The following is a 21832-nucleotide window of genomic DNA, read 5'->3' as shown; positions in this document are numbered from 1 at the left end:
ACACTTTCAAGACATAACATAAATTTAGATAATATAGTTATTATTAATAATATAGTATTAACTAAAAATATAAAAAGTATTGAAAGTATTTAATTTAACTAATTGAAATAGAACGAAATAAATATTATTAAAATGAGTGTTCAATGGAATAGGAGGGAGTTTTTACAACGTGCCAGCGCAGCTACGTTGGCTGCCCTGGCGGCAGGAGCTCCCGTATCAAACCTGCTATCGTCGTGTCGGGGGAAGGCAGGAGCTAACTCCACGGCAGACACCGTGATTCTTTTGTGGATGGCGGGAGGGATGGCCCACACAGAAACTTTTGACCCGAAGCTGTACACGCCATTTGAAAAAGATATGGAAGGCAACCGCGTTTTGAGTACGTTCAAATCGCTGCCGACTAAGCTTGACGGCATTCATTTTTCAGAGGGTTTGCAATCGATAGGGCAGGTGATGGACAAGGGCACATTGATCCGCTCGTACGTCGCTGCCGACATGGGGCACATTCTTCATTCGCGGCATCAATATCATTGGCATACCTGTTACGAGCCACCACAAACCGTGGCCGCACCGCATATGGGCTCCTGGATTGCGAAGGAGCTTGGCCCGAAAAATCCGGTTATCCCGGCATTCGTTGACATCGGTCAGCGCTTTACCGTGGGCGAGGCCGAAGAGCTCAAAGCCTTCCATACCGCTGGATTTCTTGGCAATGAATTCGGTCCATTCTTTATCCCCGATCCAAGCCAGGGCCTCGAAAGCGTGCGCCCTCCCGTGGGTATGGACGCCAGGCGGTTTGAACGGAGGAACCAGTTATATAATGAATTGATCAACAACAGCCCGGTGGGCGAATTCGGCAGCGACTACCAGCGTGAATCGTTGAAGCGTTCGATGGAACAAGCTTACGCATTGCTCAATTCGCCTGAATCGAAAGCTTTCGACCTGAGTACCGAGCCTAAAAAGAGTTACGATATTTATAATACCGGTCGTTTCGGACTGGGTTGCCTGCTTGCTCGTCGCTTGACCGAACAAGGGGCCCGCTTCATCAGCGTTACCACAGAATACGAGCCGTTTAAAGGTTGGGATACACACGAAAACGGCCACACGCGCTTAGAAGATATGAAAAAGCAAATAGATGGTCCAATAGCACAACTCATTAAAGACCTCAACGAGAAGGGCTTACTTGACCGCACAATGGTCGTTCTCGCAAGTGAATTCAGTCGGGATATGATGGTGGAAGGCCGTCCTGACGCCAAAGTAAAAGAACAGGTTGCTCAGCCGGATATTCTCTCGGACCTTAAGTTCTACGGAATGCACCGCCATTTTACCGACGGCTGTTCGATGTTGATGTTTGGTGGCGGTATCAAGAAAGGGTTTGTTTACGGCAAAACCGCTGATGAACGTCCTTGTAAAACCATTGAGAACCCCGTCAAGATAGATGGGATCCATCAGACGATTTACCATGCACTAGGTATAGCACCCGATACCCAGTATGAAATCGAAAAAAGGCCATTTTACACGACGCCGGATGGCAAAGGACTGGCCGTAAAGGAGTTGCTTGTTTGAAAATTGATCCATAGTGGTGCAGGTGCATGTTAACCCGGGGATCATCAGTCTTGTCCGTCGGATTATCATGTTTGGATTTGTCGGATTTAAAGACAATCTTGTCTTATCAAAATCCATCTTACACCACTTTATTTAATCATCCCATGAGCGCCACAAAGTTTTTTCACTCTGAGGACATCTATAACCTGCAATCTCCACGGGAGATCGTACCAGTGCTGGTACAAGTTTTCCAGCCCAAAAGTGTCGTCGACTTTGGTTGCGGATTAGGGACGTTTTTATATTGTTTCAAAGAACAGGGCGTTCCCAAAGTGTTGGGAATGGATGGCGATTGGGTGGACAGGAGTTTACTAAAAAAGTATCTGGACGAAAACGAATTTATAAGTACTGATCTGCAAAAGGCCGATTTAGTTCACAAAGAAAGGTATGACCTGGCCATAAGTCTTGAAGTCGCAGAACACTTGTCCCCTGAAAGTGCCGACAGGTTTATTGAGAACATGACTTCGCTCAGTGATAACATCGTTTTTTCAGCTGCCATACCCGGCCAGGGAGGGCAAGATCACGTCAATGAGCAGTGGCCCAGCTACTGGATCGCCAAATTTGAAAAGCATGGCTACTTCTGCCATGATATCCTCAGGCCATATTTCTGGAACAACCCAAACGTACTCTGGTGGTATAAGCAGAATATACTCGTATTTTCAAAAGATCCTTCCTTTACATCTTCGCTCAAACTCCCGAGGATTTTTGATCTTGCCCATCCGGAAATGCTGAAAGCGAATTCAGAGACATTGAGCGGCTTCCGGTTTGCTTCTAAATTGTTTGTAAAAGCTTTGTTGAAAAAAATGGGAGTAAGAAAGTAAAATGTCTTACCCATTATAATGCTGTTGGAGTTTCCTTAAACCCATAACAGCATCTTGGAAAACAACTTCATAAAAAAAGTGTAAAAGGACGTATTGGCAGGCAATACGTCCTTTTACACTTTATTACATCCCAGGAACATAAAAACAATACGGCGTGCCTGTCCCCGCAGCATTGGTACCTGCCACACAAACCGTTGCGCCATCCACCGTAGTAATGTAGCAGTCGCCCCCGTTTGGCACCAGAGTTGCTGAGCCTGATGTAACGTAGAAATTATAAGTTGTGCCAGTTCCTCCTGGGATTTGCGTAAACTGCCACATGTTGGATGGTGCATAAAAGAGTGTCAATCCCGGATTCGTAATTACCGGCGGATCGAGCAGGAGTGCGGCTTTCTTCGTAATCGATTTGGCTAGGTTGATGGTGCCTGATTCCGAAAGTGCAGGCATGTATGCAATTGTCGGATCGGTGGCAACCTGTTTGCCGTGTTCAGAATTGCTGGCCATTGCCCCAGAAAAACCTAATGTCGCTAACATTACAAGCAAATAAAAACGTGTTCTCATAACATTTGTAGATTTAATTGTAAGTATTAAAACAATATTATCTACAATAGTAATAAAATACTTTGTATCTAAGTAGTTAATTAGATCAAATTGACAATAAATTGTATTTATCGGTTACTACCTCAACCATATCCGCTCCCTTTCGCGAGATACTCCACATTCCTGCGGCACTACATGTAATCTTTCCTCAGCAAGAGGCTTGCGGTATATAAGATATATCCAAAAAACTCATGTTAATTAAATATTACCGAAAACCAGACAGAGCAGGACAGTCTGTTGTTTCATTCCTTCTAGTATTGCATAAATGTTACTTTAAATATGAATAATTGTCTTTTATACATCTATGAGACATTTATTTCTAAAAGTATTCCAAATCTTAATCAACGATAACTTATCCGTTTTCCAGGCATCGCGCCGGGGGAACAGGCCCATTTCGTAGCCAGACGAAAGCGATATTTTTAAGAATTGTTGCAAACGATCTCTGCCAAACTTCCACAATCCCGACAAATTGTTCACTTAAACCGATAACTATGAAAATAAAAAGCTTAACCGATTAACCCGTTCTCCCGAGCATTCCAGCGATGTCCGGGCCTCTGCTAATTACTAAATCTAAAAATGAAGCTTATGAATCAATTTCGACAATCTCCTTATTGTGCTCGATTGAATTCTATCCTGAAACTTTCTGTGGGCCAGGCGCTCATCGGAGTTGCGTGTGGATTCAATGCGATGGCCGATAATAATTTAAATCCTAATCCGCTGGTTGTCGGCAACCATGTCACCGCCGACCGGACGATCAAAGGGAAAGTCACAGACGATGCCGGTGAAAAGCTGCCCGGCGTAAGTGTGGTGCTTAAAGGCACTACGATAGGCACCGTGTCGGATGCAGACGGTATTTACACCATCAACGTTCCCGACAGAGGGGGCGTGCTTATATTCTCGTCCGTAGGCTTTCTAAGCCAGGAAGCAACGGTTGGCAACGGCTCTACGATAGATATCAAACTTACCACCGACGCCAAAGCATTGACGGAAGTGGTAGTTGTCGGTTATGGTAGCCAGTTGAAAAAAGAGATTACAGGGTCTGTTCAAACTGTAAAAAGTGAAGAACTGAAAGATATTCCGGTGTCGCAGGTTACACAGAAACTGCAAGGGCGTCTGGCCGGAGTTCAAATCAACCAGACTACGGGTAAACCAGGGCAGGGGATGGCAGTGCGTATCCGCGGCCAGGTTTCGGTTACCGCTGGTAGCGATCCACTTTATGTAATTGATGGTTTCCCTATCACAGGTACAATAGGGCAAATGAACCCTGATGAAATTGAGGATATTACCATTCTGAAAGATGCAGCCTCCACTTCACTTTATGGTTCGCGTGCGGCCAACGGCGTTGTATTGATCACCACTAAGCGTGGCACAGCGGGCAAAACCAGTGTGAGTTTCAGTGCTTACGGTGGTATTCAGAAAGTTCCGATGAGAGGCCGCGTCAAAATGTTGACCGCGGAAGAATTCGCACAATTCAAGAAGGAAATGTTCGAGGACGAAAACAAGGCTGTTCCCGCTGAATTTCAGAACCCTTCGCAATATCACGACAAAAACAATGACTGGTATGATGCATTGCTACGCACTGCGCCTATTCAGAGCTATAACCTGTCCATTAGCTCCAACAAGGAGAATATGAGAACGTCGCTCGTGGCAGGTGTATTCAACCAGAAGGGAGTTGTCCTCAACAACAACTATAAGCGCTACTCGTTGCGTATGAACTCGGAATATGATATTTCAAGTAAAATCAAAATCGGCTTCAACGTAGCACCGCAATTTGTGTACGATAATACGCCAAGAACCGACGGTGACCGCGGTACCGGTGTGCTTTTCAATGCATTGCATACGTGGCCTGTAATGCCTATCCGCGATGCAAATGGAGAACTGACCAAATTCAACACGTTCCCGGGAAGTACTGGTAACATCTTCAACTATCCCAACTGGGTACGTGCCGCCAATGAGCTGACGAACGAATCGAAGATCAACAAGTTGCTCGGTAACACTTACCTGCAGTACGTTCCAATCAAGGGACTTACGCTGAAAACGACGCTGAACATCGAAATGGAGAGCAACAAGTTCTTCTTCTTCAATCCGTCGACAGCGACCAGCGCGATCAACGTGCCGATCCCGACCACCGCCGTCTCTATCCGTCAGAACTATCAGAACTTCTCATGGCTGAACGAAAACCTTGCAACCTATAACCGCAGCTTCAACGGAAACCACAATTTCGAGTTGCTCGCTGGATTTACACAGCAACGCTTCCGTCAGGAATTTGACCGTATCACAGCCAATACTTATACCGATGACCGCCTTCCTACAATTCAAGGGGCGCTGAACATCGACCGCGGCGGTAACTTTAACGTGAACGGTATTTCAGGTTCCAATACATTCAACGGTGCCAATGAATGGGCGCTGATGTCGTATATTTCCCGTTTGACGTATAACTACAAAGGTAAATACCTCTTCACCGCCGCTGTGCGGGCAGATGGTTCTTCCCGTTTCGGTTCTGATAACCGATGGGGTACGTTCCCTTCCGCTTCTGTCGGCTGGGTTGTTTCGGATGAGAACTTTATGCAGGCCATCCCGAAAGTCTCATTTGCAAAATTCCGGGCAAGCTTCGGGGTGATCGGTAACAACAACATCGGTAACTACACGCAATACGCTCTGGTGAACAATACGACCAATGCAGTATTCGGAAACACTGTGGCAACCGGTGCACAAGTGACGTCGCTCTCGAACACCAATCTGGGTTGGGAAACCACCAAGCAGTTTGATGCAGGCCTTGACTTAGGTCTTTTAAATGATCGCATCCAGTTGGTCTATGACTTCTACACGAAACGGACGACCAACCTGCTTTATGCCGTTCAGATCCCACAGGAAGCCGGCTTTGCTAATTACAATGACAATATCGGTGAGATCAAGTTCTGGGGACACGAAGTTTCACTTACAACGCGCAACCTGGTAGGCAAACTGAAATGGACAACCAATGCCAACATTTCATTCAACCGCAACGAAGTAGTGGAACTCGCTCCGGGCATCGACCGCGTATATGGTAGTTTCCACATTACACAAGTAGGCAAGCCTTTCGGGCAATTCTACGGCTTGGTGAAAGAAGGTTTTTACACGAGCAAAGAAGAGCTGGCCAGCAGTCCGATCATTCCTGGACGCTCGGCTATCGGAACCATCAAATTTAGTGATATCAACGGAAGCGGTGACATCACTAATGGTGGCGATGCTGACGACCGCACGATCATCGGAAACCCATTCCCGAAATTCACATACGGACTCACCAACACCCTGAGCTATGGAAACTGGGATTTCTCGGTAGTGGGATCAGGATCGCAGGGTAACCAATTGTGGGTTCGCCACCTGTACAGTACTGCCAACCTCGACGGTGTGTTCAACATGGTGGCAGGAGCGAAAGATCGTTTCCGTGTGAAAAATGGTCCTAACCCGGTTACCGGCGCTCCAGAAGCTCAAACGGTGATCACCACTGGCAGCGGTATGTACGGTGCCACCAACAATGGCGGTAACTACACGGGTGTGGAACGTGACTGGAACAGCTCTCATTTCCTGGCAAATGCTTCTTACTTTACTATTAAGAACATTACACTGGGTTACAACCTGGGTGGAATCAACAAGTTGTTTAAATCTGCGCGTCTTTATGCGAGCGTGCAGCAGGTTTATGTATTTACCAAATACTGGGGCGGACCTAACCCTGAAACCAGCGCACAAGGCGACGGACAGGGAGATGGTGGTAACCTGAGCCAGGGTGTTGACCTTTCGAACTATCCTGTGCCACGCACCTGGACATTGGGTGTAAACCTGAACTTCTAAGCGTGACTTGTAAAACCTCTCATTTAAATCCGAAAAAAATGAAACTAAAATATATAGCGGCGTGGATCCTGGCAGCAGGTATGATGGCAGGATGTGGCGACGACTTCCTGACGGTCATCCCGGAAACTGCGTTGAGTTCCAACACCTTTTTCACCTCGGAAAGCGATTTCAAGCAGGCGGTCAATGCTACTTATGAGCCTTTTCGCCAGATGTACAACGAGCGTGCCTGGATTTTGGAAGAAATGCATTCCGATAATACTTACTACGCTCGTAACGTATTGTATGGCGCGGTGGACCCGACTGAAAACGTAGCGGATTTTGCCGTACCCACAGCCAATGGCGTCACCGCCAATGATAACGTATTGGTGCAATATCGCCTGAACTACCGCGTCATCGCACGGGCAAACCAGGTCGTCGCATTGATCGACGGAGTGGACTTCGATGCAACGTCAAAAGCCAACCTCAAAGGACAAGCTTTGTTCCTGCGTGCATTTGCCTACTTCGACCTGGTCCGCCTTTTCGGCAAAGTACCTCTTCACCTTACGCCGGTGGTCGGCCGCGAAGATGCGCCATTAAAATTGTCGACGACCGAAGAAATTTATGCTCAGATTGAGAAAGATGCCAAAGAAGCTGCTGCTGGTCTTTTCGACAAAGCAAAACAGGAAGCGGGCCGCGTGACTTCGGGCACTGCGAAAATGTTGTTGGCCAATCTTTACATTACCCAGAAGAAATGGCCCCTGGCTGAACCGCTACTGAAAGAAATTGTAGCAAGCGGCCAATATGCGCTGATGCCCGATTACAATGATGCATTCTCGACCACAGGCGGTAACAAAAACAACAAGGAATCGCTTTTCGAAATCCAGTACATGGAGGGATCGTCGGGGTATAACGGTAACCAGATTTATCGGTTCATCCCATCGCCGATCACCGCTGTTGAAATCGCGCCGATTACCGGTACTTCCAATCCACAGCCAACATCTCAGGAAAGTAACAACATTCCAACACCTGACCTGATTGCTGCTTACGAAACGGGAGATAAAAGAAAGGACATTTCGATCGGTTATGTAACATTAAGCGGATCCCTGGTCGAAAACAAGACCTATCCTTATATCAAGAAGTACGCGCGCACGCACGCCCTGCACAATAATACCGGTCAAAACTGGCCTGTTTATCGCTATGCGGAAGTGCTGTTGTTCCTGGCTGAATCGTTGAATGAGCAGGGCAAACCCGCTGATGCGGCTGTTTACCTGGATCAGGTTCGTGCGAGAGCTGGTCTGGCTGCAACCAAAGCAGCTTCACAGGCAGATATGCGTGAAGCGATCTTCAAAGAGAGAAGGGTAGAGCTGGCTTTCGAAAACAAACGCTGGTTCGACCTCACCCGCACAGGTCGCGTGAAGGAGATCATCGGCGCATATGGTGCCAAAGTGAAAGCAAACCCGCAGGCATATTACTTCCCGAAAACAGCCGTACCACCGCCAAATGCATTCACAGTGCTGGACGACTACTACGGTCTGCCAGCTGTTGAAGCCGCATTGACACCACATTTCTGATGGTTACTTGAAGAAACAAAAGTGCAGCAGGGTCAACCTCGCTGCACTTTTTGTTTGATAGTGTAATTAACTTCTACTTATCGGGCCGATACCCCACACAACAGGATAGTCGCATGGATGTTTCGCTCTAATATTGCAATTATCAGATTATTTAAAGTTTTAGTTTGCTTTATTTAAGAAGGTCTTTAACCTGCGAGCCAAAGGCATCCCGATGCTTCATCCTTTTATCAAATCATATTTACTTAAACTCTGAGCTGTAAGATGTACACAACAAAACAATGGTTAAAACTTCCGATGACACTTGCGGTGCTGCTCGCCGTGGGGGTCTTTTGTGGAGTGATGCTAAGTAACCGCACCGCCAAGCACCGTCCCCCCGGCTCCAAGGTTGATAAAATCAAGCTACCGGACGGCTTCAAAGCCGACCATTTATACAGTGTTTCGGAAGAAAAAAGCGGCTCGTGGGTTTCCATGACGTTTGACAACAAGGGAAGGATGATTACTTCCGACCAGTACGGCGGACTGTACCGGCTGGTATTACCGGCGATTGGATCCACGGATAAGCCTCAGGTAGAGACACTTAAAATTGAAGGAGATACCGCGAAAGTAGCAATGGGCTATGCCCACGGATTGCTGTACGCATTCAATAGCCTTTACGTGATGATCAATAACCGATCGAACGCACGGTTCCCGAAAGGAAGCGGACTCTATCGTTTGCAGGACACGGACAATAACGATCAGTACGATAAAATCACACTCATCAAACCACTGACAGGCGAAGGCGAGCACGGCCCGCATAGTATCGTAATGGCGCCGGATCAGAAATCGCTGTTCGTAGTGGCCGGTAATTTTACCGACCTGCCTAAAATGGACATCTACCGTCTGATGCCGAACTGGAAAAACGACAACCTTTTCCCATTCATCAAAGACCCGCGCGGCCATGCTACCGACCGCAACGCACCTGGTGGCTGGATCGCGCACACTGATCCCGAAGGAAAAAGCTGGGAGCTCTACACAGCCGGTTTCCGTAACCCATACGACATCGCTTTCAACGAGGCAGGCGATCTTTTTGCTTATGACTCGGATATGGAATGGGATTTCGGAACGCCATGGTACCGTCCAACCCGTGTTTGCCATGCCGTGAGCGGTGGTGAATTCGGATGGAGAACAGGCTCTGCGAACACTTCGCCGGCATTTGCCGATTTCCTGTCACCGGTAATGAACATCGGTCAGGGATCGCCTACCAACCTTATTTATCTGAAAGACGCCCGTTTCCCTGCGAAATACAAAAACACATTGCTCGCATTCGACTGGAGCTTTGGTATTGTTCACGGTTTGCACCTGAAACCAAGCGGCTCAACTTACACCGCAGATCACGAAGAGTTCCTTTCAGGAGCGCCGCTTCCATTGACAGACGGTGCAATCGGCCCTGACGGCGCATTGTACTTCCTGACAGGTGGCCGCCGTTTGGAATCCGACCTGTATCGTGTGTATTATGGCGATTATAAGAACATCGCACCTGGTTCGAACGTCGTTACGCCTGTTATCACCAACGAGCACAAGCAACGCACTGCTATCGAGGAATATCATGTTAAAAAGGATCCCAAAGCGATCGACCAGGCTTGGCCATTGCTAAAAAGTAGCGACCGTTTCCTTCGCTATGCGGGCAGATTAGCCATTGAGCATCAACCTGTTGACCAATGGGAGAGCAAAGTTTTCGCCGAAAAGGATCCGCAATCGATTATCTATGCAGCCATTGCATTGGGCCGTCAGGGCGATTCGACCAAAGTAGGAGGGCCCCTGTTGAAAAAACTGGCAACGATTGACTACACCAAGCTGGACGATTTGAACAAGCAAGCGCTTTTGCGCGCGGTGGAAGTGATCCTATATCGTACCGGTCAGCCGGACGCTGCAACCAAATCGGCAATAACTGCTTACCTGAACCCGAGATACCCATCGCCAAATGCGTTGCAAAACAGGTTTTTAGCGAAGATTCTTATCACGCTAGAAGCGCCCAAAGCAGTGGAAAAAACCCTGGCACTTATCTCGAAAAACGAGAAGTTTGACGATAAGGACAATGAAATGGTAACCGCCTCAGCCGACCTTATCCTTCGTAATCCCCAGTACGGTCTCGACCTGGCAAGTTTGTTGGAAAAAATGCCGCCACAACAGCAAACATTCTACGCCATCATGCTCAGCGGTGCTAAAACCGGCTGGACACCGGCATCGCGTGAAGAGTATTTCAAATGGTTCCATAAAGCATTCAGCTACCAGGGTGGCCGCAGCTACATTGGTTTTATCGATAAGGCACGTCAGTTGGCATTAAAGAACGTACCAAGCGATAAAGTTGCATATTACAATAAACTCTCTGGCTCTGAATTACTTACAGGAACAGGTAACGATCTCGTTAAGCTCTACACGCCAAAAGGTCCTGGCCGTGCCTGGAAAGTAGAACAAGCTGTGGAGTTGGTACAAGACAGTCTGGCAAACCGCGATTTCGAACGTGGAAAGCAAATTTTCTCTGCCGTTCTTTGCAGCCGTTGCCACACAATCCAGGGTGAAGGTGCGGATGTTGGTCCTGAACTGACACAGCTGGGAACGCGCTTCTCCGTAAAGGATATGCTCGAAGCCATAATCATTCCTGATAAAGCTGTGTCGGATCAATACGCTTCCATTTCTTTCCAAATGAAAGATGGACAATCGATCGTGGGACGTGAGGTGAACCAGGATGCCAACTTCTATTATGTTTCTCAAAACCCGTTTGACACTAAAACGATCCGGAAAGTGGCGAAAAAGGATGTCGTTTCCAGCAAAATCTCCCCGGTATCGATGATGCTTCCAGGCTTAATCAACGGTTTGAACCCGAGCGAACTACGCGATCTGGTGGCTTACCTGATGGCAGGTGGTAACAAAAACAACCCGATTTATACCGAATCTGCTTCCGTTAAAGGCGGAAAATAGATCACGGGATATTTAGAGTAGATTATAATTTATTAGGCTTAAGATAGTGGTGCTACGTGTCGACTAGGGTGTCTTTCAAGACAAAATGGTCCGGTAGCATCACTACTTTTTTACGGATAGGTGATATTCCGTATATAGCACCGGATTCTTCGGCTTAAATCGCGCAACAAAATACTTAATCTACATTATACCAGTTAGTTAATCTTAAATGACTCAAATTTCATCCCGTCGGAAGGCCTTGAAAAACATTGCTGCCAGTGCAGGGCTAACCACATTCTCAACGTCGCTGGCCGGTGCATTTGCCGCTTCGGAAAAAGCACTGGGGCCGCAACTGAATGGCAAAATCAACCATTCGGTTTGCAAATGGTGTTACAGCAAGATTCCGCTCGAAACCTTTGCGCAGCAATGCAAGAAGATAGGGCTCACCTCGATTGAATTGCTCGGCCCGGAAGAATGGCCAGTGATCAAAAAATATGGACTTACCTGCGCATTGCCCTGGGGCGAGGGACTTACCCGGAGTATTGACAAGGGCTTCAACGATCCGAAAAACCACGAGGAACTCATCAAGGGATTTGAAGATGTAATCCCAAAGGTGCGCGCTGCCGGTTATGACAAAATTATTTGTTTCTCTGGAAACCGACGAGGCATGTCCGACTATGATGGAATCCGTAATTGTGCAGAAGGTATCCGGAAACTGATTCCAACCGCCGAAAAGCATAATGTGACCCTGGTAATGGAGCTGTTGAATAGCAAGGTCAACCATAAGGACTACATGTGCGACCGGACAGAGTGGGGGGCAGCCCTTTGCGAAGCGGTTGGTTCCGAGAAGTTTAAATTGCTTTACGACATTTACCACATGCAAATCCAGGAAGGTGACGTAATTGCGACCATTAAGAAATACCACAAATACATCGCCCATTACCACACCGGCGGTGTTCCGGGCCGACATGAAATCGACGAAACACAGGAGCTTTACTATCCGTCGATCATGCAAGCCATTGTGGAAACCGGTTACAAAGGATTCGTAGGGCAGGAGTTTGTCCCGAGCCGGGGCGACGATTTGGCTTCATTGAAACAGGGTGTCACCATTTGTGATATCGCCTAGCATTGACATTCAATATTTTACAATATGCCAACCAGAAGAAACGCATTAAAAAATATCGCCGCAGGGACTGCTGCAAGTGCCGCAAGTCTCCTGTCGATTTCGGAAGTATTTGCCAAAAACGAATCAGTTTTAGGCACTAAACTCGCTGGGAAAATCAACCATTCGGTTTGCAAATGGTGTTATGGAAAGATCCCGCTCGACACCTTCGCGCAGGAATGCAAGAAAATCGGTATTACATCCATCGAACTCCTTGGGCCGGAAGATTGGCCTACATTGAAAAAATACGGACTGACTTGCGCATTGCCAAACGGTGCTGGTATGGGTATCGAAAAAGGCTTCAACGATTTGGCATTACATGATGAACTTGTCAAAAGTTACGAGGACATTTTTCCAAAACTAAAAGAAGCTGGTTACAAAACAGTTATTTGCTTTTCAGGCAATCGGCGCGGCATGTCGGACTACGATGGAATGCGAAACTGCGCCATTGGTTTGCGACGGTTGATGCCGTCTGCGGAAAAGCACGGCATTACGATGATCATGGAGTTGCTCAATAGCAAAGTCAATCACAAAGACTATATGTGTGACCACACTTCCTGGGGTGCTGGTCTTTGCGAGATGGTCGGCTCGGAAAACTTCAAGTTGCTTTACGACATCTACCACATGTCGATCATGGAAGGCGACGTCATCGCGACCATCAAGCAATACCATAAATACATCGGCCATTATCACACCGGCGGAGTTCCAGGTCGCGCAGAAATCGACGAAACTCAGGAACTGTATTATCCGGCCATCATGAAAGCAATTGTAGAAACCGGTTTCACAGGCTTTGTCGCTCAGGAATTTATTCCGAAGCGCGAACCGCTGGCCTCTTTGAAGCAGTGTGTGGGGATTTGTGATGTCGCCTGACGTATTTTCACGGCTATTATTCCAAAAAACGGCGCCATTTCAGCTAATGGCGCCGTTTTTCGTTAAAAATCAATTTTGCCAGCCCGATTTCTAGTAATGAAAAGAACTAGCTAACACCGCTGTTTTTGAGACAGATAATCTGATAAAACCCCAAATACAAGCGCCTGAGATTTCGATAAAATATCAAAACCCGATATCATGGACGAATGATGCAATTCTCGGCGGCCATAACAATGGGTATGATCAAAAATAATGAGTATGATTAAACATTAGACAATGCGGGTTCAAATATAAATGTTGTATAATTTATATTATGTTAAATAGACCTTCAAAACAAATAGAGCGCCGGCATAAACCGGCGCTCTATTTGTTTTATTGATAACCCTATCGATTACTCGTCGATACAGGCTACTCCTTTTGCTGCGAATTGTTCGAGAACGCCATTCAGGTTAGTAAGGTTGTCCTTTGCCTCAGCTTCGTCCTTAGCCTGGATTGCTTTTTCGAAGTATGGCTTAGCCTTCCTGAATTTACCGCAAACACGGCCTTCGACTTCCTTACCACGTTGCTGGTATTCTGTCATGTTCATATTATCTACTTCGCCTTTCAGCTGTACAGCTTCGTTGAAGTAGAAAACACCAAGGTTGTAAAGCGCATCGTAATTAGTCGCGTCGATCTCCAGCGCTTTCTTGTAATTGAGAACGGCTTTGTCGCTAGCTTCCTTTTGTTTTGCTTTTGCCTCAGTCAACTCTTTTTCCAGTCCAGCTACGTCCTGACCTTTAGCAGACTCCTGTGCCGTTTTCAATTCGCCTTCGAGTTTCGCTACTGCCTCGATGCTCTCCTTTTTCTTTGCAGTTACATCAGCAAGCTGGCGTTTCAAATCGGCATTTTTAGGTTGCTTCTTGGCCAACGCGGTAATACGTTTTACTTCACCGTCGTAAACCGCGATCTTGTCTTTCTCCGCAGCGATATTTTTTTCAGCAGACCCGGCGGCATTAGTACCTGCTCCTGCCTTAGCGGTCAATTGCTTCACCTTGTCGGTTGAAGTTCTGTACATGTTATCGTACAAAATAGCCAGGTTTACCACATTTTGAGTGTTTTTTGGATCAGCAACCGCCAAAGCTTCGAGTTCTTTGATTGCTTGGTCTTCCTTACCTGAGGCCAACAAAATGTTCACAACTTCCGCTTTCAAGTCCTTGTTCCCGGGAGCCTGAGCCAGACCTTTGTTCAGGGTTTCAATTGCTTTATCGAAATTGTTTTCTGAACGATATAGCTGAGCCAATCCGTAGAAAACGCTGGGGTCTTTACCACCATTAGCTGCATACTTTTCAAAAGAAGTTTTTGCAACATCTTTCTTTTCAAGTTGTTGCGCAGCGATACCACCATAGAGCGCGGCCAAAGTATCTTTCTTATTGATTTCCTGCGCCGCCGAAAACATTTCCAATGCACCGGCGAGGTTCTTCGACTGGTATTTTTCGGCACCTTGCTTCACGAACGCGTTGAAAAGCTGCGAACCTTCGCCACCAGCCAGAACGTTGCTGGCCTCTTTAGAAGATTTACCGGCTTCGCCTTTTTTAGTAACATCCAGCTCAACAACCTTTTTATAGGCTTCCAACGCTGTTTTCGCTGCACTGGAATCTACTTCTGAACCTTGCAGGGCTATGTTTTCATAAAGTTTCGCGCGTTCCAACCAGAAGGTAGCTTTTGCGCTTGCTTTCGGGTCTGTTGCATCTTTATCGCTTTTTTCTTTCTCCTTACGAAATCCATCTACCAGAGCCTTGTTCACAGCAGCGTCCTGCGCGAACGCAGCACAGCCGAACAGGCTAAGTGCAGAAACAAAAAACAGTTTTTTCATAAATATTAACTTTGGTTGTGATTGATTGTTCGAGTCCTAAATATAAATCTATTAATGTGATTTTTACAAAAATCATGCCTCTGCGTCGTCGGAAGGCTCTTCATCCTCCTCCTCGTCGTCGTCAGCGACATCTTCTTCCTCGTCCAGCTCATCATCAGACACAATGATATCATCCGCCGAAGCACCCTCTATCTGTGCTACCGGTCTGAGTACTACGTTGCCGTCTTCATCCAGCTCTTCTTCCGCCTTTTCGTCGGGGTCTTTCAGGATGCGGGTTACCGAAGTGATTTCATCCGAATTGCTCAGACGGATCAGCTTCACGCCTTGTGTATTACGTCCAGCCTGGCGAATGTCTAATACGCTCATTCTGATGGCGATACCGTTTCGGGTAATGATCATCAGGTCGTCTTCCTCTGTTACTTCACGGATGGCAACCAGCTTACCCACCTTGTCGGTCGCATTCATCGTTGAAACGCCTTTACCACCACGGTTTGTAACCCTATAACTGTCTATTGCTGAACGTTTTCCAAAACCATTTTCCGATACAACCAGCAGTTGCGCATCTTCCCGGCTGATACAAACCATACCAATTACCTTATTGCTAGCCTCGTTCAGGTTGATACCGCGAACACCAGCTGCGGTACGGCCCATTGGTCGCACACCTTTCTCGTTGAAACGAACCGCGCGGCCGGCAGCCGAAGCGATAACAATGTCGTTGTCACCATTCGTCAATGCTACATTTAGCAAGCGGTCACCCTCGTTGATTGAGATCGCTATGATACCGTTCGTACGCGGGCGAGAGTATGCTTCGAGCAATGTCTTTTTAATAGTGCCCTGCTCAGTACACATAATGAGGTAATTATTGTTGATATAATCCTCATCGGACAAAGTTTTGACATTAATCACCGAACGGATCGAATCACCGCTTTCGAGGCTGATCAGGTTCTGGATCGGGCGACCTTTTGAAGTTTTGCTTCCTTCGGGCACTTCGTAAACCTTCATCCAGAACAGTTTTCCATATTCGGTGAAGATCAACAGGTAGTTGAGCATTGTCGCGGAGAACAAATGCTCGGTGAAGTCAGTATCCTTGGTTTTTACACCGCGGGAACCTACCCCTCCCCTTGTTTGTGTACGGTATTCCGAAAGCGGCGTCCGTTTGATATAACCTTCCCTGGAAATGGTAATCAGCATTTCCTCGTCGGCAATCATGTCTTCATCGCTAAATTCTTCTGCCGAGAATTCGATCTTCGTTCGCCGCGCGTCACCGTAGCGTTCCTTGATGTCGATCAGCTCGGTTTTGATGATCTCGTACTTGCGAAATTCGTTGGCAAGAATATCTTTCAAATCGGTGATCAAAAGCATGATCTCTTCATACTCCTTCACGATTTTCTCTCTTTCCAGACCGGTCAGACGTTGCAAGCGCATTTCGAGGATCGCGCGTGCCTGGATTTCCGAGAGACTGAATTGCTCCATCAATCCGTTCTTCGCTGTTTCAGGATCGCGTGCTGCCCGGATCAATGAAATCACTGCATCGAGATTATCGAGCGCGATCAACAAACCCTGGAGAATGTGTGCACGTTTTTCAGCTTCACGCAATTCATACTCGGTCCGGCGGGTAATTACCACGATCCGGTGATCCACATAATGCCTGATCAAATCTTTCAGGTTCAGCAACACAGGGCGACCTTTTACAAGCGCCACGTTATTCACCCCGAAGGAGGTTTGCAGTGGAGTGTATTTGAACAAGTGGTTCAATACAATATTCGGTATCGCATCCTTTTTCAGATCGAAAACAATGCGCATACCTTCGCGGTCCGACTCGTCACGGATGTCGGAAATACCGTCGAGTTTTTTATCGTTGATCAACGACGCGATCCGTTCGATCATCGCCGCTTTGTTGATCATATAAGGAATCTCGGTGACGATAATTTGCTCACGGCCGGTCTTAGAAACCTCAAACTGCGCTTTGGAACGCATGATAATGCTACCGCGGCCGGTTTCCATGGCAGAACGTACGCCATTGTAACCATAGATGATACCACCTGTCGGAAAATCCGGAGCTTTTACATACTCCATCAGCTCCGGGATTGTAATGTCGCTGTTCTCGATGTAAGCGAGCACGCCGTCCACGACCTCACTCAGGTTGTGCGGCGCCATGTTGGTAGCCATACCTACGGCGATACCCGAAGATCCGTTTACCAGCAGGTTGGGGAATTTAGCGGGAAGTACCGTTGGCTCGCTCAACGAATCATCGAAGTTGGGCTGAAAGTCAACTGTATCTTTTTTAAGGTCGGCCAGGAGCTCGTCGGCAATTCTTTTCAGTCTTGCCTCGGTATAACGCATCGCAGCCGGGTTGTCACCGTCGACAGATCCGAAGTTACCCTGACCATCCACAAGCGGGTAGCGCAGCGACCACGGCTGTGCCATACGTACCATCGTATTATAAACGGAGGAGTCGCCATGCGGGTGGTATTTACCTAAAACTTCACCAACGATACGAGCCGACTTTTTATGGGACCGGTTGTAGCTTACGCCCAAATCGTCCATTCCGTAAAGGACCCGCCTGTGAACAGGTTTCAGACCATCGCGAACGTCGGGCAAAGCGCGGGAGATGATAACGGACATCGAGTAATCGATGTAGGCTCCACGCATTTCATCCTCGATGTTAATCGGGATAATGTTTTCACCAGGAGATTCTGCCATAGAGAATTAGAAAAGAATCAAAATTTTAAATTGAGCGAATCGATAATATGCAACTGCCCAACGGATTAATACAAACTTATCGGTACTAAAAAGTCAAATTTCGCTATTTTAAAGCATTCTAACAAACTATCTTTTGTGCTATTTTGCCCGTGCGGGCGTATATGCGTGACAATCCGCCCATTACCTCTCAGAAATTCCGAAGGAAAACTAATTTGGCATCTATCATTAAAAATCCCGTTCTTCCAGCTTATTAGCAAAAGCTTAATTTTCGACAATTTTCACCTATGCCTTTACTATTAACCTTTATCGCAATCCTTGCGCTTATTGTACTTATTGCCTGGTTCAAAATCGACACTTTCATTTCCTTTCTGCTGGTTTCCATCGCTCTCGGGCTAGGTAGCGGGTTGGATGTCGAAACGGTTAGCAAGGCCATCCAAAAAGGTGTGGGAGGGACTCTGGGCGACCTTGTACTCATAGTCGGGTTCGGGGCGATGCTGGGGAAGATGGTGGCTGACAGTGGAGCGGCGCAGCGCATTACCGACGCACTCATCGGGCTCTTTGGAAAAAAATACATTCAATGGGGTATGGCGCTTGCCGGGTTTGTGATAGGGATACCACTTTTTTACAATGCGGGCTTTGTCATTGTGATCCCGCTGATTTTCATGATCAGCGCAACCGCGCGTTTACCATTATTATATGTAGGTATTCCAATGTTATCTGCATTATCGGTAGCGCACGGGTACCTCCCACCCCACCCTTCCCCGGCGGCGATCGCGAGCCAGCTCCATGCCGACCTGGGTAAGACCCTATTATACGGCATAATCGTGTCTATTCCTGCTATCGCTATCGCCGGCCCTATTTTCGGAAGTACCTTGAAACGTTTCCAGCCCAAGCCTGATGAAGACTTATTTGATGTAAAGCCAAGACCAACGGCGGAGCTTCCCGGACTCGGCATTAGCATTGTTACTGCACTGCTTCCGGTGTTTCTTCTTACAACCATGTCGGGCATCAAACGCATTTACCCGGAAAATAAACTGATCGGCCTCCTTGCTGAACCCTATTTCGGCATGCTCGTTTCGGTTCTTTTCGCCGCATATGTATTAGGCGTGAAGCGCGGGATGAACATGAAAAAGGTAAGCAAATCGATGGAAGAAGCATTCAAGGGTGTTTCCACCATTTTGCTGATCATCGCCGGTGCAGGCGTTTTTAAAGAAATCATGACCGCTAGCGGCGTGAGCACCTACATTGCCGAGAACCTAAAAGGCATGGACATTTCCCCGCTCCTGCTTAGCTGGGCAATTGCGGCGGTTATCCGCGTTTGCGTCGGTTCCGCCACTGTAGCAGGATTAACCACAGTAGGCATCCTGGCACCATTGCTCGCCAATTCTGCTGTACCGCCAGAGCTCCTCGTACTGGCCATTGGTTCAGGCAGTTTGATGTTCTCCCACCTAAACGACGGTGGCTTCTGGCTCTTCAAGGAATACTTCAATCTAAGCATCAAAGACACGATCCTGACTTGGTCCGTTATGGAAACAATTGTGTCAATTATGGGTTTACTGGGCGTTTTAGTGCTAAATTTGTTCGTGTAAGGCTGCCGAAAAAACTAAGAGGAACCCGGCGTTACCGGCGGAGTTCGGTATAAGCAGGCCTTGGCCAGCGGAACTCTAAAGAACCAGCCGTCGAGGTTCGAAGCAGGCCTAAGCTGACGGAGTACCGTATTACAGGACCCAAGCCGACGCTTCTAAGTCGTTTTCCGTCCGTTAAAACGGACGGTATTAGATTTTATATTCAAAAAAGGGTATGAAGAACGCTGTTGTGAATCTTTGTATTATCGCCTTGCCGTTCGAGATTAATAGATTAAGATTGCTAGATCCAGCTCCAAATCAACAAGATCAAGAATGACAGATCAAGATCAACAGTCTAATAATTGCTTAAAATCAGAAGAATAAGATCAATAACAATAAAATCAGTAGCCAATCACCCCCGTTCGTTGAACCGAACGGCACTTCAATTCTCTTTACTATTATGGACAATACACCTGAATCAAATTTCGCTGCCCTTGGCCTTAACCTCCCCCCTGCCCCGAAACCGGTCGGCGTTTATAAACCTTTGTTAATCGTTGACAAGCGCTGGGTATACGTTTCGGGCCATGGTACTGTACAGGATGACGGTTCCCTGATCATCGGCCGGATCGGCAAAGACCTCGATGCGGAGCAAGGCAAGCTCGCCGCACGTCAGGTAGGCCTGGCGATCTTATCGACGCTGAAAGCCAATCTCGGAAGCCTTAACCGTGTAAAAAGAGTGATCAAGGTCCTCGGCATGGTTAACGGTACAACTGATTTTGAAAGACATCCCTATATCATCAACGGATGCAGCGAGCTCTTCGCCAAAGTTTGGGGTGAAGAAAACGGCATCGGCGTAAGAAGCGCCGTAGGCATGGGCACGCTGCCTGATAATATTCCGGTAGAGATCGAGGCGATGTTTGAGCTTGAAGAAAAGTAATTTTAATGATTGAATAGTTTGTTTTGTCAGCAACCCTCACTGGGCAACAAGTCCTAATTAGACCCTGATTTAATGAATATTCTTACATCGAAGCATTCAATCATTCACTCATTGCACCGGCGACCCGGTCAAAATTGAAACTGCATGTCCTGGTACCAGCTAACCAACCCCGGAGAAGTAATCTCTCCCTCGCTCCTATTCTATAAAGACCGCATTGAAAGCAATATCCGTAGTATGGTGAATATTGCGGGCTCGCCGGAAAGGCTGGTGCCGCATGTGAAAACCCATAAGTGCCCGGAGGTTGTCGAAATCCAACTTTCTGCTGGTATATCGAAGTTCAAATGCGCAACCATCGCGGAAGCAGAAATGGTTGCCGGGGCCGGCGCACCTTGGGTGCTGGTCGCCTACCAGCTCGTTGGCCCAAATATCGATCGCCTCTTTGCGCTTCGCGAAAAATTCCCGGCCACCACTTTCGCTTCGTTGGTCGATAATGAAGCAACCGCCACACAACTGAGTGAAGCCGCTCTTGCACGCGGGCTGCGTGCAAGAGCCTTTCTGGACGTCAATAACGGCATGAACCGTACCGGGCATGCCACCGACGAAACACTGCTTTCCTTGTATCGGTATGTGAACAGCCTGGAAGGTCTTTCTTTCGGCGGCGTTCACATTTACGACGGCCAAATCCGCAACCCTGAATTTTCGGAACGCAAAGCTGCGGCCGATGAAGCTTTCGAAAAAGTACTCCCGCTCCTCGATCGCATTGAAACAGAATGCGGCTATGAGCCGATGATCATCGTCGGAGGTTCGCCTTCATTTACAGTGCACACGCTTCGGCCGGATGTATATTTAAGTCCGGGAACCAATGTGCTATGGGATTGGGGCTATGGCGATCGCTTCGACGGCCAGCCATTCGAACACGCCGCGCTGATCATAACCCGCGTCATATCCAAGCCAACTCCCGGGACCATAACCGTCGATCTCGGGCACAAAGCGATCGCCGCCGAAAACCCGATTGAAAACCGATTACGGCTACTGAATTTGTCGGAATACACCCTGCTGAGCCAAAGCGAAGAACACGGCGTGATCCAGGTAAACACCGACGTATGGGAAGGCATTCAGATCGGCGATGTCTTTTACGCCCTACCCTACCACATCTGCCCGACCGTAGCGTTGCACGACTTTGCAACCGTGATCGAAGACGGAAGTGTGACAAGCGAATGGAAGATTACCGCACGCAGCAGACGCATAACTATTTGATTTTGAGAAGTTTGATGATTCGATGAGTGAATTTTGAATGAGTGAATGAGATTGAATTTTGAACGATCCGATGAGTGTTAGAACAACCCAGAGCTCGAATTCAATTCAATTCATTTCAATTGTCATACCATTTTAAGCCTGAGTGTCCAATCCT

General features: G+C 47.5%; 13 protein-coding genes. 10 read left to right on the top strand and 3 right to left on the bottom strand.

Annotated elements, in window-relative coordinates; all coding sequences use genetic code 11:
* Positions 1-132: 132 nt before the first annotated feature.
* Complete coding sequence (locus LZD49_RS05390; protein ID WP_234666297.1) at positions 133-1560, top strand: DUF1501 domain-containing protein; 1428 nt, start codon at positions 133-135, stop codon at positions 1558-1560.
* A 143-nt stretch (positions 1561-1703) separates the two neighbouring features.
* Positions 1704-2417, top strand: a complete 714-nt coding sequence (locus tag LZD49_RS05385) for a bifunctional 2-polyprenyl-6-hydroxyphenol methylase/3-demethylubiquinol 3-O-methyltransferase UbiG (RefSeq protein WP_234666296.1) — start codon at positions 1704-1706, stop codon at positions 2415-2417.
* Between the two features lie 123 nt (positions 2418-2540).
* On the opposite strand, the gene LZD49_RS05380 is transcribed toward LZD49_RS05385, so the two are convergent.
* Positions 2541-2975, bottom strand: a complete 435-nt coding sequence (locus LZD49_RS05380; RefSeq protein ID WP_234666295.1) for a hypothetical protein — start codon at positions 2973-2975, stop codon at positions 2541-2543.
* Between the two features lie 624 nt (positions 2976-3599).
* Between LZD49_RS05380 and LZD49_RS05375 the strand changes: the two genes are divergently transcribed.
* The 5 genes from LZD49_RS05375 to LZD49_RS05355 all read left to right on the top strand — a co-directional run bounded on the left by LZD49_RS05375 (position 3600) and on the right by LZD49_RS05355 (position 13364).
* Positions 3600-6845 (top strand): TonB-dependent receptor, encoded by a 3246-nt coding sequence (locus tag LZD49_RS05375; protein WP_234666294.1) that lies wholly within the window; start codon positions 3600-3602, stop codon positions 6843-6845.
* A gap of 38 nt (positions 6846-6883) precedes the next feature.
* A complete protein-coding gene (locus tag LZD49_RS05370) occupies positions 6884-8395 on the top strand; it encodes a RagB/SusD family nutrient uptake outer membrane protein (protein WP_234666293.1) in 1512 nt (503 codons plus the stop codon).
* A gap of 261 nt (positions 8396-8656) precedes the next feature.
* A complete protein-coding gene (locus LZD49_RS05365) occupies positions 8657-11353 on the top strand; it encodes a c-type cytochrome (protein ID WP_234666292.1) in 2697 nt (898 codons plus the stop codon).
* A 208-nt stretch (positions 11354-11561) separates the two neighbouring features.
* On the top strand, positions 11562-12458 hold the full coding sequence (locus LZD49_RS05360; protein ID WP_234666291.1) for a hydroxypyruvate isomerase family protein: 897 nt from the start codon (positions 11562-11564) through the stop codon (positions 12456-12458).
* Between the two features lie 24 nt (positions 12459-12482).
* The gene (locus LZD49_RS05355) at positions 12483-13364 is read left to right on the top strand and encodes a hydroxypyruvate isomerase family protein (RefSeq protein ID WP_234666290.1); all 882 of its coding nucleotides are present in this window, start codon (positions 12483-12485) and stop codon (positions 13362-13364) included.
* 391 nt (positions 13365-13755) lie between these two features.
* Here the strand turns inward: LZD49_RS05355 and LZD49_RS05350 are convergent, their stop codons facing one another.
* Together LZD49_RS05350 and gyrA are read right to left on the bottom strand one after the other, a co-directional pair.
* Positions 13756-15216, bottom strand: a complete 1461-nt coding sequence (locus tag LZD49_RS05350; RefSeq protein ID WP_234666289.1) for a tetratricopeptide repeat protein — start codon at positions 15214-15216, stop codon at positions 13756-13758.
* A 72-nt stretch (positions 15217-15288) separates the two neighbouring features.
* Positions 15289-17919, bottom strand: a complete 2631-nt coding sequence (gene gyrA, locus LZD49_RS05345) for a DNA gyrase subunit A (RefSeq protein ID WP_234666288.1) — start codon at positions 17917-17919, stop codon at positions 15289-15291.
* A 284-nt stretch (positions 17920-18203) separates the two neighbouring features.
* Here gyrA and LZD49_RS05340 point away from each other — a divergent pair, with 284 nt between their 5' ends.
* From LZD49_RS05340 to LZD49_RS05330, 3 genes are all read left to right on the top strand, one after another.
* Positions 18204-19508, top strand: coding sequence for a gluconate:H+ symporter (locus tag LZD49_RS05340; RefSeq protein WP_234666287.1), 1305 nt, complete (start codon positions 18204-18206; stop codon positions 19506-19508).
* A gap of 436 nt (positions 19509-19944) precedes the next feature.
* Positions 19945-20421: a RidA family protein gene (locus LZD49_RS05335; protein WP_234666286.1), complete on the top strand. Its 477-nt coding sequence runs from the start codon at positions 19945-19947 to the stop codon at positions 20419-20421.
* A gap of 144 nt (positions 20422-20565) precedes the next feature.
* Positions 20566-21678 carry a D-TA family PLP-dependent enzyme gene (locus tag LZD49_RS05330; protein ID WP_234666285.1) on the top strand — a complete coding sequence of 371 codons (1113 nt, stop codon included), beginning with the start codon at positions 20566-20568 and terminating at the stop codon, positions 21676-21678.
* The last annotated feature ends 154 nt before the right edge of the window (positions 21679-21832 follow it).

The organism is Dyadobacter sp. CY261 (genome assembly GCF_021440085.1).
In the GTDB taxonomy this organism is placed as follows: domain Bacteria; phylum Bacteroidota; class Bacteroidia; order Cytophagales; family Spirosomataceae; genus Dyadobacter.
Note: the sequence above shows the minus strand (reverse complement) of the source record. Positions and strands in the feature narration are given on the sequence as shown.

Coding starts and splice junctions, on each gene's coding strand:
- LZD49_RS05390 (WP_234666297.1), top strand. CDS start 133: ATGAGTGTTCAATGGAATAGGAGGGAGTTTTTACAACGTGCCAGCGCA.
- LZD49_RS05385 (WP_234666296.1), top strand. CDS start 1,704: ATGAGCGCCACAAAGTTTTTTCACTCTGAGGACATCTATAACCTGCAA.
- LZD49_RS05380 (WP_234666295.1), bottom strand. CDS start 2,975: ATGAGAACACGTTTTTATTTGCTTGTAATGTTAGCGACATTAGGTTTT.
- LZD49_RS05375 (WP_234666294.1), top strand. CDS start 3,600: ATGAATCAATTTCGACAATCTCCTTATTGTGCTCGATTGAATTCTATC.
- LZD49_RS05370 (WP_234666293.1), top strand. CDS start 6,884: ATGAAACTAAAATATATAGCGGCGTGGATCCTGGCAGCAGGTATGATG.
- LZD49_RS05365 (WP_234666292.1), top strand. CDS start 8,657: ATGTACACAACAAAACAATGGTTAAAACTTCCGATGACACTTGCGGTG.
- LZD49_RS05360 (WP_234666291.1), top strand. CDS start 11,562: ATGACTCAAATTTCATCCCGTCGGAAGGCCTTGAAAAACATTGCTGCC.
- LZD49_RS05355 (WP_234666290.1), top strand. CDS start 12,483: ATGCCAACCAGAAGAAACGCATTAAAAAATATCGCCGCAGGGACTGCT.
- LZD49_RS05350 (WP_234666289.1), bottom strand. CDS start 15,216: ATGAAAAAACTGTTTTTTGTTTCTGCACTTAGCCTGTTCGGCTGTGCT.
- gyrA (WP_234666288.1), bottom strand. CDS start 17,919: ATGGCAGAATCTCCTGGTGAAAACATTATCCCGATTAACATCGAGGAT.
- LZD49_RS05340 (WP_234666287.1), top strand. CDS start 18,204: ATGCCTTTACTATTAACCTTTATCGCAATCCTTGCGCTTATTGTACTT.
- LZD49_RS05335 (WP_234666286.1), top strand. CDS start 19,945: ATGGACAATACACCTGAATCAAATTTCGCTGCCCTTGGCCTTAACCTC.
- LZD49_RS05330 (WP_234666285.1), top strand. CDS start 20,566: ATGTCCTGGTACCAGCTAACCAACCCCGGAGAAGTAATCTCTCCCTCG.